This window comes from Actinophytocola gossypii, from assembly GCF_025165815.1.
Taxonomy (GTDB): domain Bacteria; phylum Actinomycetota; class Actinomycetes; order Mycobacteriales; family Pseudonocardiaceae; genus Actinophytocola; species Actinophytocola gossypii.
The window spans coordinates 41,082-55,987 of the sequence record NZ_JAFFZE010000009.1; the positions used below are offsets into that span (position 1 = coordinate 41,082).

General features: G+C 71.4%; 16 protein-coding genes. 12 read left to right on the top strand and 4 right to left on the bottom strand.

Annotated elements, in window-relative coordinates; genetic code table 11:
* Nucleotides 1-7: 7 nt before the first annotated feature.
* Nucleotides 8-847, bottom strand: a complete 840-nt coding sequence (locus tag JT362_RS08425; protein ID WP_260190500.1) for an oxidoreductase — start codon at nt 845-847, stop codon at nt 8-10.
* A 61-nt stretch (nt 848-908) separates the two neighbouring features.
* On the opposite strand from JT362_RS08425, the gene JT362_RS08430 reads away from it, so the two are divergent.
* The 4 genes from JT362_RS08430 (at nt 909) to JT362_RS08445 (ending at nt 5,150) form a co-directional block, all read left to right on the top strand.
* The gene (locus tag JT362_RS08430) at nt 909-1,799 is read left to right on the top strand and encodes a LysR family transcriptional regulator (protein WP_260190501.1); all 891 of its coding nucleotides are present in this window, start codon (nt 909-911) and stop codon (nt 1,797-1,799) included.
* 57 nt (nt 1,800-1,856) lie between these two features.
* The gene (locus tag JT362_RS08435; protein WP_260190502.1) at nt 1,857-2,525 is read left to right on the top strand and encodes a TetR/AcrR family transcriptional regulator; all 669 of its coding nucleotides are present in this window, start codon (nt 1,857-1,859) and stop codon (nt 2,523-2,525) included.
* Between the two features lie 61 nt (nt 2,526-2,586).
* Nucleotides 2,587-3,489, top strand: coding sequence for an ABC transporter ATP-binding protein (locus JT362_RS08440; RefSeq protein ID WP_260190503.1), 903 nt, complete (start codon nt 2,587-2,589; stop codon nt 3,487-3,489).
* On the top strand, nt 3,489-5,150 hold the full coding sequence (locus tag JT362_RS08445) for an ABC transporter permease (protein WP_260190504.1): 1,662 nt from the start codon (nt 3,489-3,491) through the stop codon (nt 5,148-5,150). The genes JT362_RS08440 and JT362_RS08445 overlap by 1 nt, the downstream gene beginning before the upstream one ends.
* Before the next feature lie 27 nt (nt 5,151-5,177).
* Here JT362_RS08445 and JT362_RS08450 read toward each other — a convergent pair whose 3' ends face one another.
* Entirely contained in the window at nt 5,178-5,636 is a 459-nt protein-coding gene (locus tag JT362_RS08450; RefSeq protein ID WP_260190505.1) for a nucleotidyltransferase family protein, read from the bottom strand.
* 12 nt (nt 5,637-5,648) lie between these two features.
* Nucleotides 5,649-5,786, bottom strand: coding sequence for a hypothetical protein (locus JT362_RS08455; RefSeq protein WP_260190506.1), 138 nt, complete (start codon nt 5,784-5,786; stop codon nt 5,649-5,651).
* Nucleotides 5,787-5,815: 29 nt separating this feature from the next.
* Between JT362_RS08455 and JT362_RS35375 the strand changes: the two genes are divergently transcribed.
* The 7 genes from JT362_RS35375 (at nt 5,816) to JT362_RS08495 (ending at nt 13,345) form a co-directional block, all read left to right on the top strand.
* Nucleotides 5,816-6,958, top strand: coding sequence for a GyrI-like domain-containing protein (locus tag JT362_RS35375; RefSeq protein WP_311202677.1), 1,143 nt, complete (start codon nt 5,816-5,818; stop codon nt 6,956-6,958).
* Nucleotides 6,959-7,012: 54 nt separating this feature from the next.
* The gene (locus JT362_RS08470; RefSeq protein WP_260190507.1) at nt 7,013-8,179 is read left to right on the top strand and encodes an NAD(P)/FAD-dependent oxidoreductase; all 1,167 of its coding nucleotides are present in this window, start codon (nt 7,013-7,015) and stop codon (nt 8,177-8,179) included.
* Complete coding sequence (locus JT362_RS08475; protein ID WP_260190508.1) at nt 8,176-9,075, top strand: RNA polymerase sigma-70 factor; 900 nt, start codon at nt 8,176-8,178, stop codon at nt 9,073-9,075. Before JT362_RS08470 ends, JT362_RS08475 begins: the two co-directional genes overlap by 4 nt.
* Complete coding sequence (locus JT362_RS08480; protein WP_260190509.1) at nt 9,075-9,512, top strand: ester cyclase; 438 nt, start codon at nt 9,075-9,077, stop codon at nt 9,510-9,512. The genes JT362_RS08475 and JT362_RS08480 overlap by 1 nt, the downstream gene beginning before the upstream one ends.
* A gap of 100 nt (nt 9,513-9,612) precedes the next feature.
* On the top strand, nt 9,613-10,983 hold the full coding sequence (locus JT362_RS08485) for an MFS transporter (RefSeq protein WP_260190510.1): 1,371 nt from the start codon (nt 9,613-9,615) through the stop codon (nt 10,981-10,983).
* Nucleotides 10,984-10,985: 2 nt separating this feature from the next.
* Nucleotides 10,986-12,620 (top strand): carboxylesterase/lipase family protein, encoded by a 1,635-nt coding sequence (locus JT362_RS08490; RefSeq protein ID WP_260190511.1) that lies wholly within the window; start codon nt 10,986-10,988, stop codon nt 12,618-12,620.
* A gap of 56 nt (nt 12,621-12,676) precedes the next feature.
* Entirely contained in the window at nt 12,677-13,345 is a 669-nt protein-coding gene (locus JT362_RS08495; RefSeq protein WP_260190512.1) for a TetR/AcrR family transcriptional regulator, read from the top strand.
* Between the two features lie 5 nt (nt 13,346-13,350).
* Here the strand turns inward: JT362_RS08495 and JT362_RS08500 are convergent, their stop codons facing one another.
* The gene (locus JT362_RS08500) at nt 13,351-13,770 is read right to left on the bottom strand and encodes a nitroreductase family deazaflavin-dependent oxidoreductase (RefSeq protein ID WP_260190513.1); all 420 of its coding nucleotides are present in this window, start codon (nt 13,768-13,770) and stop codon (nt 13,351-13,353) included.
* Between the two features lie 42 nt (nt 13,771-13,812).
* Between JT362_RS08500 and JT362_RS08505 the strand changes: the two genes are divergently transcribed.
* Nucleotides 13,813-14,799: an NADPH:quinone reductase gene (locus JT362_RS08505; protein ID WP_260190514.1), complete on the top strand. Its 987-nt coding sequence runs from the start codon at nt 13,813-13,815 to the stop codon at nt 14,797-14,799.
* Nucleotides 14,800-14,906 lie beyond the last annotated feature (107 nt).

Sequence of the window (14,906 nt, forward strand, 5' to 3'; positions counted from 1 at the left end):
GGCCCGCTCACTCGTCGAACCCGGTGTCGCGGGCGACCGACTCCCAGGCGGCGATCTCGGTCCGCACGGCGTCGAGGTGGGCGAGGATCGTGTCCACCGAGTCGTCGCCGAGCGGCAGCCGCAGCGGGGTGTCGTCCGCCGCCAGCGCCGTGCGGATGGCCTCGGCCGCCTTGACCGGGTCGCCCGCCTGCCCGCCGTGCCCGGTTCGGACGAAGGTCCTGGTCCGGCCCGCGCTGTCGGCGTAGACCGGATCCTCCGCGCTGAAGTACGCCGCGCCCGCGCCGAACAGGTTCGTGCGGAACGCGCCTGGCTCGACCACCAGCACCTTGACGCCGAACTCCCCGACCTCGGCGGCCAACGCCTCGGACAGCCCCTCCAGGGCGAACTTCGTCGCGCAGTACGCGGAGAAGCCGGGCATCGTGACCTGGCCGCCGACGCTGCTCAGGTTCACGATCGCGCCGCTCCGCCTGGCCCGCATCGCCGGCAGTACCGCGCGGATCAACGCCGCCGGCCCGAAGAAGTGCAGGTCGAACAGGTGACGGAGCTCGTCGTCGGTGGTCTCCTCGACCGCGCCGACCTGGGTCCGTCCGGCGTTGTTCACCAGCACGTCGATCCGGCCGTGCCGGCTCAGCACGTCCGCGACCGCCTCGTCGATCCGCGCGGTGTCGGTAACGTCCAGCCGCACCGGGTCCACCTGGTCGGGATGGGCGGCCACCAGGTCCGCCATCGTCTCCGGTCGCCGGACGGCCGCGACGACCGTGTCCCCCGCGGCCACCGCGTCCTCGGTGATCGCCCGGCCGAAGCCGCTGTTCGCGCCGGTCACCAGCCACACTCTCGGGTTCGTCATGGCTCCACCGTTCCGCGCCGGGCACCGCGTCGTCCAAGACCCGCTGTGATAGCCATTGGTTGTGGACGTGCACGGGCGGGACCTGGCCTACTTCGTCGCGGTGGCCGAGGAGCTGCACTTCACCCGGGCGGCCGAGCGGATGTACGTGTCCCAGCCGGCGTTGAGCAAGCAGATCCGGATGCTGGAGCGGCAGCTCGGCGCGTCGCTGTTCGAACGGGACCGGCGCGAGGTGCGGCTGACGCCCGTCGGCGCCGCGCTGTTGCCGCACGCCAGGCGGATCGCCGAGGAGTGGTCGGCGGCCAGGGCGGCGATCGAGTCGGCGAAGGCCGCGCAGCGCGCGACGCTGGTGGTCGGCATGAGCACCAGTCCAGGCCGCGGCCTGCTGCCCGCGTTGCGGTCCCGGCTGGCCGCCGAGTTCCCGGACGCCAGGATCAGGCTGCGTCAGGTCGGCTGGGCGGACCCGGTGGCCGGTCTCGCCGACGGCACCGCGGACGTCGGCTTCGTCTGGCTGCCGATGCCCGATGCCCACCGGTACCGGTGGGTGGTGGTCGCCAGTGAGCCACGGCTGGTCGCGCTGCCCGCCGGGCACCCGCTCGCCGGTCGGGCGACGGTCGCGTTCGCCGACCTGCTGGACGAACCGTTCCTCGCGCTGCCCGAGTCGGCCGGCGCGGCGCGCGGGTACTGGCTCGCGCTGGACGCCAGGGGCGGCCGGGCGCCGGTCATCGGCGGGGAGATCAACAGCGCGGAGGAGACCCACGAGGCGGTGGCCAACGGCGACGGGGTGGTGCTGCTGGCCGAGGGCAACGCGCCGCTGGTCGCCAGGGACGACGTCGTGGTCCGTCCGGTCACCGGCGTGGCGCCCAGCGAGCTCGCCGTCGCCTGGCGGGCGGACGACGAACGTCCACTGGTCCTCGGCTACGCCCGCGCGGCGCTCGTATTGACGAAATCTTGACGCCCCCGCTCACACCGCGCTGTTGTGCGTGATTGAACAGCTGTTTAACCTGGTGGTGTGTCAGCGAGCAACGACGAGACCGCCGCGAAGGCAGGCGCCACCGCCGACCGGATCCGCGATGCAGCCATCGCGCGGTTCGGCCAGGACGGGTTCGGCGCCGGGCTGCGGGCGGTCGCCGCTGACGCGGACGTGACCGCGGGTCTGGTCGTGCACCACTTCGGCTCGAAGGAAGGGCTGCGCAAGGCCTGCGACGAGCACGTGTTGGCGGTCATGCGCGAGCAGAAGACCAAGGCGCTGACCGACGGCACGGCCGGCATGCTGATGGCCCAGATGGCCGAACTCGAGCACTACGCGCCGATCGTGCTCTACCTGATGCGCAGCCTGCAGACGGGTGGCGAGCTGGCGGCCACGCTCATCGAGCAGATGACCGAGGACGCGGACGCGTACCTGGCCGCGGGCGAGGCGGCCGGGGTCGTGCTGCCCAGCAGGGACCGGGCGGCACGCACCCGTTACCTGGCCTACCAGAGCGCGGGCGGCATGCTGCTGTGGTTCACGCTGCACGGGTCGAACACCGATCCCGAGGAGTTCCGGAAGTCGTTCCGCCGCTACGTGGAGGAGCTCGCACCGCCCGCCCTGGAACTGTTCACCCAGGGCCTGCTGGTCGACCGGTCGATGCTCGACGCCTTCCTGATGTACGTCCCGGATCCGCCAGCCGGCGAGCGCTAGTCACCACACCCCGCTCGGGGCCCCCACATCATCCACGCCACTCACACGATGAGGCATGACCATGACCGCTGCGATCGAGATCGAACACATCACCAAGACGTTCGGCCGGGTCACCGCGCTCGCCGGGCTCGACCTGACCGTCGAGCCCGGCCACGTGCACGGTTTCCTCGGCCCCAACGGCGCCGGCAAGTCCACCACCATCCGCGTCCTGCTCGGGCTCTTGCGCGCCGACTCGGGCCGCACCAGCGTGCTCGGCCACGACCCGTGGGCCGACGCGGTGGCACTGCACCGGCGGCTCGCCTACGTGCCCGGCGACGTCGAGCTGTGGCCCAACCTCACCGGCGGCGAGGCGATCGACCTGTTCGCCCGGCTCCGCGGCGGCGCGCACCCGGCCCGCCGGGACGAGCTGTGCGAGCGGTTCGACCTCGACCCGACCAAGAAGGGGCGCACGTACTCGAAGGGCAACCGGCAGAAGGTGGCGCTGATCGCCGCGCTCGCCAGTGACGTCGAGCTGCTCCTGCTCGACGAGCCGACCGCCGGCCTCGACCCGCTGATGGAGGCGGTCTTCCAGGACTGCATCCGCGAGGCTAAGGCGGCCGGGCGCACCGTCCTGCTGTCCAGCCACATCCTCGCCCAGGTGGAGGTGCTGTCCGACCGGATCTCGATCATCCGGCAGGGCCGGATCGTCGAGTCCGGCTCGCTCACCGAGCTGCGCCACCTCACCCGCACGTCGGTGGAGGCGGTCACCGACCGGCCGGCCGGCACGCTCGGAGGACACGCGGGCGTGCACAACCTGCGCACCGAGAACGGCGTTCTCCGGTTCGAAGTGGACGGTGAACAGCTCGCGCCGGTGGTGCGGCTGTTGGGTGAGCTCGGCGTGCGCGGTCTGACCGCGCATCCGCCGACCCTCGAGCAACTGTTGCTGCGCCACTACGGCGACCACGCCGAGGAAGAGGTCGCGTGATGGCCACCGCGACGACCACCACCAGCCGCGCCGCGCACGCCGTCCAGCGCGACTCCGCGACCCGCGGCACCGGCGTCCTGCTGCGGTTCATGCTGCGGCGCGACCGGATCCGCTTCCCGGCCTGGACGCTCGGGCTCACCCTGCTGATGACCTACTTCGCCACCGCGCTGGAGACCCTCATCAAGACGCCGGAGGACCTGCGCGGACTGTCCGCGTTCTCCGCCAGCCCGGTCGGCGCGTTGTTCGGCGGCCCCGGGTTCGGGTTCGACGACCTGACCCTCGAACGGTTCCTGGCCGGGCAGTACGGGCTCTACATCGTCCTCGGTGCCGGGCTGATGGGTCTGCTCACCGTCGTCCGGCACACCCGCGTCGAGGAGAGCTCCGGCCGGGCCGAACTCGTCCGGGCCAACGTCGTCGGCCGGCACGCCCAGCTCACCGCGGCGTTGGCGCTGAGCGCGCTGATGGCCGTCGCGGTCGCGGTGCTCGTCGGCGGGATGATGGCCGGCCGCGGCTTCGACCCGGGCGGCTCGCTGCTGTTCGGCGCCGCCATCGGCGCGGCCGCGCTCGCCTTCGCCGGCATCGCGGCGGTCACCACCCAGCTGTCGGAGTACCCGAGGGCCACCTCCGGCATGGCGGGTGCGGTGCTCGGGGCCGCGTTCGTCCTGCGTGGACTGGGCGACATGGCCGCGGTCCAGGGCGCCGGCCCGGCCTGGCTGTCGTGGCTGTCGCCGCTCGGCTGGTCGCAGCAGACCGCGCCGTACGTGCACGATCGGTGGTGGCCGCTGGTGATCACGCTGGCCTTCGCCGGTGCCGCGGCCGCGGCCGGCTACGCGCTCTCCGCCCGCCGCGACCTCGGCGCCGGTCTCGTGCCGCCCCGCCCGGGGCCGCCCCGGGCCGCGCCCTGGCTGCGTGATCCGCTCGCGCTGGCGTTCCGCCTCCAGCGCGCGAGCCTGATCGGCTGGACCGTGGCCCTGCTCGTCGGCGGCGTCGCGTTCGGCGCGTTCACCCAGCCGATGCTCGACGGCTTCGAGGACGCGCCGGCGGACCTGGTCGCCGTCATGGGCGGCTCGGCGGACATGCTGTCCGGTTTCCTCGGCCTGATGGGCCTGACGATGGCGCTCGTCGTCGCGATCTTCGCCGTGCTGGCCGTGCACGCCCTGCGCGCCGAGGAGACCGAGGGACGCGCCGAACCGGTGCTGGCGACGGCGGTCGGCCGGCCAGCCTGGATCGGCGCGTACCTGACGGTGGCCGCGGCCGGCGTGCCGTGGCTGCTGCTGACCGCCGGCGTCGGCATGGGCGTCGGAGCCGCGGTGAGCACCGGCGACGCAGGCCTGATCGACGATCTCGTCCTCGGCCACCTCGCGCACACCCCGGCCGTGTGGTCCGTGCTCGCACTCGGCGCCCTGCTGTACGGCGCCGCGCCCCGGGTGCTGCCCGCGACCTGGGCCGTCGTCGCCTACGGGACGGTCGTCGGGTTCTTCGCACCGATCCTCGAACTCCCCGACGGCGCGATCCGCGTGTCGCCGTTCGAGCACGTCGGCGAGTACCCGCTCGTCCCGGTCGACGTCACCGCGGTGCTCGTCCTGACGGTGCTGGCCGCACTGGTGGCGTACGCCGCCGTGGTCACCTTCCGGCGCCGCGACCTGACCACACCGAGCTGAGCCACAGCAACGCGGCGATCGCGTCGATCACCCGGCGCTGTCGGGCCAAGGCAGTACGGTCAACTGGGGCCACTGCTCGCGCCAGCGCCGGGTCTTCGCCTCGTAGACCTGACGCGGAGCGAGCACCGGATTCGGCCGGACGACGAGGTTGAACACGTCGGCGAGACCGTGTGGGGCGTAGACGCGCCACCGGTCGGCCCCGTCGAGGCGGACGCCCAGACAACAGGTGGTCGCGGCGAACGAGTCGATCGCCGCTTCGGTCGACGGATAGGGCTCACACGGCACGCCGAAGTGGTCCTCGTACCACAGGTGCACACGTGCCTCGTTGCGGATCTCCACCGGAACCGGCAGGTCGCCGAACAGACGCGCGCCCGCGCGGATGACCTCGTTCTCGGCGTCCCAGCCGAGGTCGGAGTCGTCGAAGTAGAACAGGTCGTAGTCCCTGATGCCCTCGGCCGGCGGCCGGTCGGTGACCACGTTCCACACGGTCTGGAACAGTCAACCGGCGGTCAGGTACCAACCCGGTAGCTCCAGCGTCGTCGCGCGGACGAGGACTTCCAGCAGTTGCTCGTTGCGGGAGAGGGTCGCGCGCAAGGCGTCCAGTTGTTCGCCCACGGCGAGCCGGCCGATCAGCATGTGAGCATTCTAGTGCTAGAATAGCCGCCGTGTCCTCCACCCTCACCGATGGCGAGCTGACCGTGCTCGGGTTGCTCGTCGAGCAGCCGCGGCACGGGTACGAGTTGGAGCGGGTCATCGAGGAGCGCGGAGTGCGGGCGTGGACCGCACTCGGGTTCTCCTCCATCTACTACGTGCTCGACAAACTCACCAAGCGCGGCCTGATCGAACCGACCGGCACTCCCTCGTCCGCCAAGTCGCGCACCACCTTCCGGCCCACCGCGACCGGCCGTGCGCTCTGTGCCGACGCCACCCGCGACGCGCTGTCCACCCTGACCCCGCCGCGCCCACGCGTCCTGATCGGAATGGCCAACAGCCCTGGCCTACCCGACTCCGACATCGTGACCGGACTGACCCGACGCCTCGACGCGTTGCGGACACAACTCGCCGACGTCCGGGCGACCCGCGCCCGGCAGGCCCCCCTGCCACCCGCCGCCGACGCGATCTTCGACTACGGCGAGGCCATGCTCGCGGCCGACATCAGCTGGACCGAAACCACCCTGGCGAAGGAGACCGTGATGGACAAGTACGACGTCAAGAAGGCCCACCGCGCGCTCTACTCGCCCTCGGCCAAGGACTTCACCGTCGTCGACGTGCCCGAGCTCCGGTACATCACCGTCGACGGCGCGGGCGATCCGAACACCGCACCCGCCTATGCGCACGCGGTCGAAGCCCTCTACGGCGTGGCCTACACGCTGAAGTTCGCCAGCAAACGCGACGGCCGGGACTTCGTGGTCGGCCCGCTGGAAGGACTGTGGCGCGCCGACGACCCCTCCGTCTTCGTCACGCGCCGCAAGGACGCCTGGGAGTGGACCATGATGATCAGCCTCCCCGACTGGATCAGCGACGACATGGTCCACACCGCAGTCGACGCCGTCACCCGCAAGAAGGACAACCCCGCGCTCGCCGAGCTCCGGCCGCGCACCATCGCCGAAGGAACCTGCGTCCAGATCCTGCACCTCGGCTCCTACGACGACGAGACCCCCACCCTGGACCGCCTGCACAACCACTACCTCCCCGACAACGCGCTCACCTTCAACGGCGACCACCACGAGATCTACCTCAGCGACCCGCGCCGCACCGCCCCCGCCAAGCTCAGAACGGTCCTGCGGCAGCCGGTCAAACCCGTGTAGCGCGCGTCACGTCCGGTCGTGTCACGTCTGCGCGGGCGACGGTGTCTTGGGGGCATGACTGAGCACAGCACAGCCAAGGTCGTGGTGATCGGAGGCGGCTACGCCGGAACGCTCGCGGCGAACCGCCTGACGCCGGGAGGTGTGGACATCACGCTGGTCAACCCGCGCCCCGAGTTCGTCGACCGGATCCGGCTGCACCAGTACGTGTGCGGCACCGGCGAGGCCGCCGTGGACTACGCGCCGATCCTCGGCGACGGTGTCCGGCTGCTCGTCGACACCGCCACCCGGATCGTCCCCGCCGGCCGCGTGGTCGAGCTGGCATCGGGTGCCGCGCTGGACTACGACCACGTGATCTACGCGGTCGGCAGCACCGGGGCGCCACCGTCGTCGGTACCCGGCGCGGCCGAGTTCGCGTACTCCGTCGCCGAGTTCGAGTACGCGCGGCGGCTGCGCGCACGACTGGCCGACGCGCCCCGGGACGCACCGGTCACCGTCGTCGGCGGTGGCCTGACCGGCATCGAGACTGCCGCCGAACTGGCCGAGCAGGGCCGCGCGGTCACCCTCGTCGGCGGCGGCACCCTTGCGCCGAAGTTCACCGAGTCGGCTCGGCGATCGATCCTCAAGTGGCTGGCCCGGAACGGGGTCGCCGTGCTCGAGGACGACGTGGTGACCGAAGTCCGCGCGGAGGCGGTGGTCCTCGGCGACGGAGCGGTGCGACCGAGCGCGGTCACCGTCTGGACGGCCGGCTTCGGCGTGCCCGAGCTGGCCCGCGCCAGCGGACTGCGCACCGACCCGCTCGGCCGGCTGCTCACCGACGAGACCCTGACCAGCGTCGACGACGATCGCGTCGTGGCCGCCGGCGACTGCGCCGCGCCGTCGGGCGAACCGCTGCGGATGAGCTGCTACGCGGCCGGGCCGCTCGGGGCGCAGGCCGCCGACACGATCCTGCGCCGGCTCGCCGGGACCGAGCCGGCGCCGCTCGGCCTGGCCTTCTCCGGCGCGTGCGTGAGCCTCGGACGGCGGGCCGGGGTCCGGCAGTTCGCCCGCAAGGACGACACCGCGATCGACTTCCACATCGGCGGCCGGCTCGGTGGGGCGATCAAGAACCTGACCTACAAGTTCGGCGTCCTCAAGGTCGGCCGTGAGGCACGCAAGCCGGGCTCCCGGTTCTGGCTGAAGGGAACCCCACGTCCACAGCGGACCGCCGCCACACCGTCATGACCACCGACCACGCCGAGCGGTTCACCCTGTTGCGGCCGCTGCTGTTCACCATCGCCTACGAGATCCTCGGCTCGGCCACCGAGGCCGACGACGTGTTGCAGGACAGCTATCTACGGTGGTCCGAAGTGGACCTCACGACCGTGCGGGACACCAGGTCGTACCTGGCGAAGCTGGTGACCCGGCAGGCGCTCAACGCGGTGCGGGCCGGCTCGCGCCGGCGTGAGGACTACGTCGGTCCGTGGCTGCCGGAGCCGCTGCTGCTCGACGAGCACGACCCCTCGGCCGACGTGGTGCTCGCCGAGTCGGTCTCGATGGCGATGCTCGTGCTCCTGGAGACCCTCACCCCCGTCGAGCGCGCGGTGTTCGTGCTGCGCGAGGTGTTCGGCTTCGCCCACCACGACATCGCCGCCGCGGTGGGCAGGTCCGTGTCGACCGTGCGCCAGGTCGCGCACCGCGCCCGCGAACACGTCCACGCGCGGCGGCCCCGTTTCGAACCCGCCGACGCCGCGACGACCGCGAAGATCACCGAGCGGTTCATGGCCGCGGCGTCCACCGGTGACCTGGACGGGCTGCTCGCGCTGCTCGCCCCGGACGTGGCCCTGACCGCCGACGGCGGCGGCAAGGCCATCGCGACGCTCCGGCCGGTGGTTGGCGCGGAGCGGGTGGCTCCGTACCTCGTCCACATCTTCCGCGCGTCGTCGGACGTGCGGGTCGAGCTGGCCAACTGCAACAACGCGTCCGCGATGGTCGTGCACCGCGGCGACCACCTGGACGGTGTCTTCCTGATCGAGATCAACGACCGGAGGATCACCAACCTCTACGCCATCCGCAATCCGGACAAGCTCGTCACGGTGACGGTGCCGCGCCGGATCAGCCGCCAGACCGAGGAGATCTGATGTCCGCCGAAACCAGCACCGAAACCAGCAAGGCGATCTGCGTCCGCTTCCACGAAGCCATGAACACCCGCGACCCGGAGACCATCTCGACCGTGATCGACGAGCTCGTCGACCCGGACGTGGTGTTCCACTCGCCCGCGCCGCTGCCGGAGACGGGAGCACGGGCGATCGCGCACGTCTGGGACATGCTCCTCCGCGCGTTCCCCGACCTGCACGTCGCCGTCGAGGACGTGATTGCCGAGGGGGACAAGGTCGTCATCCGGAACGTGGTCACCGGCAGCCACCTCGGCGACTACCAGGGCCTCGCGCCGACCGGTCGATCCGTCTCCTACAACGAGATGTTCGTCATCCGGTTCGCGGACGGCCGCATCGCCGAGATCTGGGGAGTCGTCGACCTCCTCACCCAGCTGCGGCAGCTCGGCGCGATCCCCGCCTGACCGACCGAGAGCGTGGTCTTGCGCGCCGGTGTGTCCTGTGGCACAGTCGCCTGTCACGGAGTGCCATTCAAGTGACATTCGGTGTCATAGGAGACCCGTTGTGAACCAGCAGCGCACCGAGCCGGACGCACCCGACAACGACGACGTCCTGCATGCCAAGGCGAGCCGCAAGGCCGCGCTCCATCTCTTGCCGATCCTGTGCCTCGTGTACTTCATGGCCTTCGTGGACCGCACCAACGTCGGTCTGGCCAAGACCTCGCTCGAAGCCGACGTGGGCATCAGTGCCGCGGCCTACGGTGTCGGCGCGGGCATCTTCTTCCTGAGCTACGCGCTCCTGGAAGTGCCGAGCAACCTCATCATGCACCGGGTCGGGCCGCGGCGGTGGATCACCCGAATCGCGATCACCTGGGGGGCGCTCTGCTCCTGCATGATGTTCGTGCAGGACGAGTTCACCTTCTACCTCATCCGGTTCCTGCTCGGCGCGGCCGAGGCCGGGCTGTACCCGGCGCTGATGTACATCATCACGGTCTGGTTCTCGCAGAAGCACCGGGTCACGATGGTCGGGATCATCTACCTCGCCGTCTGCGCCGGGCTCACGCTCGGTGGGCCGCTCGGCGGGGCGCTGATGGAACTGCACGACGTCGGCGGGCTGTTCGGCTGGCAGTGGATGTTCCTCGTCGAGGGCGCGATCACGATCGTCGTCGGGTACTTCGTGTGGCGGCTGCTGCCCGACCGGCCGGAGGACGCGCCCTGGCTGTCCACACGGGAAGCGGAGATCCTGAACCAGCGCGCGGTCATCCGCACCGCGGCCGCGCACAGCACGCTGAAGGGCAACGTCAAGGTCGCCTTCGGCCGGCCGTTCATCCTCGCGCTGTCCGTGGTCTACTTCGCGAACCAGATCAACAGCGTCGCGATCCAGTACAACTTCCCGTCGATCGTGGAGAGCCTCGACGTCGAGGGGTCGTTCCTGATCGGCCTGGTCAGTGGCAGTGTGGGGATCGGCGCGTTCATCGGGGTGCTCGTCATCCCGTGGATCCAGCGCCGGGTGCGCAACGAGATCCGGGTCCTCACGTACACGACGGCGGTCACGGCGGTGGTGGCGGTCGCCTACACCCTCGTCGACGGCGCCGTCCTGAGCATCCTGCTGATCGACCTCGCCATGCTGCTGCTCATCGGCATCCTCCCGCTCTACTGGTCGGTGGCGATGGCCAGGATGTCGGGTCTGATGGCCGCGGCGGGCCTCGCGTTCATCAACACGGTCGGGCTGCTCGGCGGGTTCGTCGGACCCTACCTGTACGGGTTCGCCGAGAGCCAGGGGAGTGAGACGGCCGGGTCCATGGTGCTCGTCGGCGGCTCGGTGCTCGGCGTGCTGCTCATCCCGTGGCTGGCGCGGACGGTACGCGCCGAGGACCGGCGAACCGGCCACGACGCCGAAGCGGCGTCGCCGGTCGGCGTGGAAGGAAGGGAGTGACCATGCGGAACCGAGTCATCGCCGCCCTGCTCGGCGTCGTGCTGGCGGCCACCTCGATGAGCGTGCCGTCGGCCGCCGCGAGCGGGCCCGGCGCATCCGTCGTGCGGCACACCAGCCTCGGGCTCGTCAAGGGCACCGACGAGCGCCGGACCACCGGCACCTTCGCCTGGCGGGGCATCCCGTACGCCGAGCCACCCGTCGGGGACCTGCGCTGGCGCGCCCCGGAACCGCACCGGCCGTGGCGCGGGGTGCGCGACGCCCGCCACTTCGGCGACGGGTGTGTCCAAGAAGGACGGTTCTTCAGCCCGGCGCCGAGCGGACCGCACTACGGACTGGACATCCGCGACGGTCTCAAGAAGCCGGTCGGCGCGGAGGACTGCCTGACGCTCAACGTGTTCCGTCCAGCGACGCACCGGAAGAACCTCCCGGTCATCGTGTTCGTGCACGGCGGCAGCAACATGGTCGGCTACTCCGCCGACCCGATGTACGACGGTCGGGCGCTGGCGCGGCGGGCGAACGCGGTCGTGGTCACCGTGAACTACCGGGTCGGCGTCTTCGGCTGGCTCGACCTGCCAGGGCTCAAGACCGGCGACCCGGTCGACGACTCCGGGAACTTCGGCACGCTGGACCAGATCGAGGCGCTCCGGTTCGTCAACCGCGACGCGCGTGCCTTCGGCGGTGACCCGTCGAACGTGACGGTGATGGGCGAGTCCGCCGGCGCGGTCAACGTGTGGGCGCTGATGGTCTCGCCACTGACCAAGGGCCTGCTGGACAAGGCGATCCCGCTCAGCGGCGGCCTGAAGTTCCAAACACCGACCGAGGCCCGCACCTACGCCGAGGGCTTCGCGGAGGAGGCCCTCGGCTCCCAGGGCAGCCCCGAGGACACCGTGCGCCGCCTGCGCGCGATACCCGCCGGCGAACTGATCGAGGCACAGGTCCGCCGTGGCGCCGAGGTCGGCGATCCGCCCCGGGTGCTCGCGGACGGCTCGGTGCTGCCCGAGGACTACCACGCGGCGATCGCGGCGGGGGAGTACCGCGACGTCCCGGTGCTCGCCGGCAACACGCTGGAGGAGGGCAAGCTGTTCGGGTCGGCGATCGGCGCGTTCCGCCCGACCGAGTACGAGCGCTTCACCCTGCAGTACCGGTTCGACCCGGACCGGCCGTCGGACCTGCGGGTGCGTGACCTGATCACCGATCAGTACCTGCCGATCGACGCTCCCGGCGGATGGAACGAGGCCGCCGACGGGCTGACCGACAGCATCTTCACCGGGATCGTCCTGGACTCGATGAACACCCTGCGAGCGGCCGGGAACGACCGGCTCTTCTACTACCAGTTCGCCTGGAACCAGGAGCCGGCGCCGTTCGACGACGTGTACGGCGCGGTGCACGCCATGGACCTGCCGTTCGTGTTCCGCACGTTCGACGAGGGGGTGTTCGAGTTCGCGTTCAGCCGCCGGAACGAGCCGGGTCGGCTGCGGCTGTCGAACCTGATGATGGACAGCGTGCGTGCGTTCGTCCGCACCGGGAGTCCGCAGCACCGCGGCCTCGACACGCGGTGGCACCAGTGGCCGCGCAGCGTGGTCTTCGACGCCGACGACCGCTGGGCGACCGCCCGGCCCGGCGAGTTCGAGGGGTAGCGGGCACCGCCGCTCTACACTCGCGGTGGCGTCGAGGGAGGTGACGGGACGTGCCGGTGGATCGAGCACTTGAGACCAAGTACCGGATCGCGGAGACGGCGATGGCCCTGTTCCTGGAGCAGGGGTACGAGAGCGTCACCGTGGAGGCCGTCGCGGACGCGTCCCAGGTGTCCCGGCGGACGGTGTTCCGCTACTTCGACGGCAAGGACGAGCTGGCGTTCCCCGACCACACCGCGCGCCTTGAGCTGCTGGCGCGCAACCTGGTGGAGCCGACCGGGGGCAGGTCGCCGGTGGATGTCGTGATCGCGGCGACCGAGGCCGTGATGCGCGACTTCCTCCGGCGGCCCGAACTGGTGCTGCGCCGCTACCGGCTGACCAGGCTGGTGCCGGAGCTGCGCAGGCGGGAGGTCCTCGAGAACGAGCGCTACGTCGCCCTGACCCGCGCGTACCTGCGGGACCACCTGCCCCCCGACGGCCCGCCGTTCCTGCCGATGGCCCTGTCCGCGCTGATCGACGCGATGCACCGGTCGGCGCTGGGCAACTTCACCCGCAGCGGCGGAACCGTCGACGCGTGCGCCGAACTCGCCGACGGCATGGAGTGGATCCGCCGCCTGCTGGCCGAGCCGAGTACCGACGGCCACCTGCTGCTCGCCGTCCTCCCGGACAACTCAGCCGTCCGAAAGGCCCTGTCCGCCCTCCGCGACGAGGCCCAGGACCTGCTCTGAGCCGGTCAGTCCTCGGTGGGAACCAGCGCGACGACCGGGATGACGCGGTCGGTCTTGCGTTCGTAGTCGGCGAAGCCGGGGAAGAGCCCGGCCTGGACGGCGTACTTCTCGTCGCGTTCTGAGCCTTCGAGGTCGGTCGCGCTCACCTCGACGGTCCGGTCGCCGAACTCGGCGCGGGCCTTCGGGTTGGCGCGCAGGTTCCAGTACCAGGCCGGGTGGTGGTCGGCGCCGGCGTTGGAGGCGAAGACGAGATAGCGGTCGCCGTCCGCCAGGTACATCATCGGGCTGACCCGGGGTTCGCCGCTGCGGGCACCGGTGGTGTGCAGCAACAGCAGCGGCGCGCCCTCGAACGGACCGCCCACCTTGCCGTCGTTCGCCCGGAACTCCTCGATGATGCGCTGGTTGAAGCTCGCCGCGTCGTTCATGGACTGATCCTATCCCCGCGATCGGTGCGATGATCGGACACCGTGCGCGCAGCCTTCGTCGAACAGCTCGGGCCGCCGGAGAACATCCGGTACGGCGAGCTGCCCGATCCGGTACCTGGACCGGCGGACGTGCTTGTCGACGTCACCGCCACCACGATCAACCACGTCGACACGTTCGTCCGATCGGGTACCTGGCGTACCCCGGTCGAGTTCCCGTTCGTGATCGGCCGTGACCTCGCGGGTACGGTCGCCGAGGTCGGCCGGGACGTCACCGGCTTCGCGGTCGGCGATCCGGTGTGGTGCAACAGCCTCGGGCACGCCGGCCGGCAGGGAGCCGCGGCCGAGCTGGCCGTGGTGCCGGCCGACCGGCTCTACCCCCTGCCGGCCGGCGTCCACCCGGACGACGCGGTCGCGCTGGCGCACCCGGCCGCGACCGCGTACCTCGCGCTGTTCACCCACGGCCGGTGCCGGGCGGGCGGGACCGTGGTCGTCGCCGGTGCGGCGGGGAACGTGGGAGGCGCGGCGGTCGTGCTGGCCGCCCAGGCCGGCGCCCGGGTGATCGCCACCGCGAGCGCGCGGGACGCGGAGTACTGCCGGTCGCTGGGCGCGGCCGAGGTCGTCGACTACCGGGACCCCGAGCTGACCACGCGGATCCGCGCGGCGAGCCGGGACGGGGTGGACGCGTACGTCGACACCGCGGGGGAGAACGACCTGACCCGCGCGGTCGACCTGCTCGCGCCGCGCGGACGGGTCGTCGTGCTCGCCGGGATGCGCGGCCGGCCGGTCCTGCCGGTGGAGCCGCTGTACCTCAAGGACGGCTCGGTCCTCGGCTTCGTGATCTCCCGGGCGAGCACCGCCGAGCTCGCCGAGGCGGCCGGCACGGTCAACCGGCTGCTCGCGTCCGGCGAGCTGCGGCCGAGGACCGTCGAGACCCTTCCGCTCAGCGCCGCGGCCGAGGCGCACCGGCGGATCGAACGGGGTGACGTGCGCGGAAAGCGACTCGTCCTCCATCCCGACCGGACACACTGACCTGCGCCGTTTACCCTGTGGGTAAGTCGGTTCGTTCACCTTTGATCCGGTGTGTTCGAGTGGGGATTTTCCCCACCTGAACGGGCCGCCGAGGGGTTCCGTAGTCG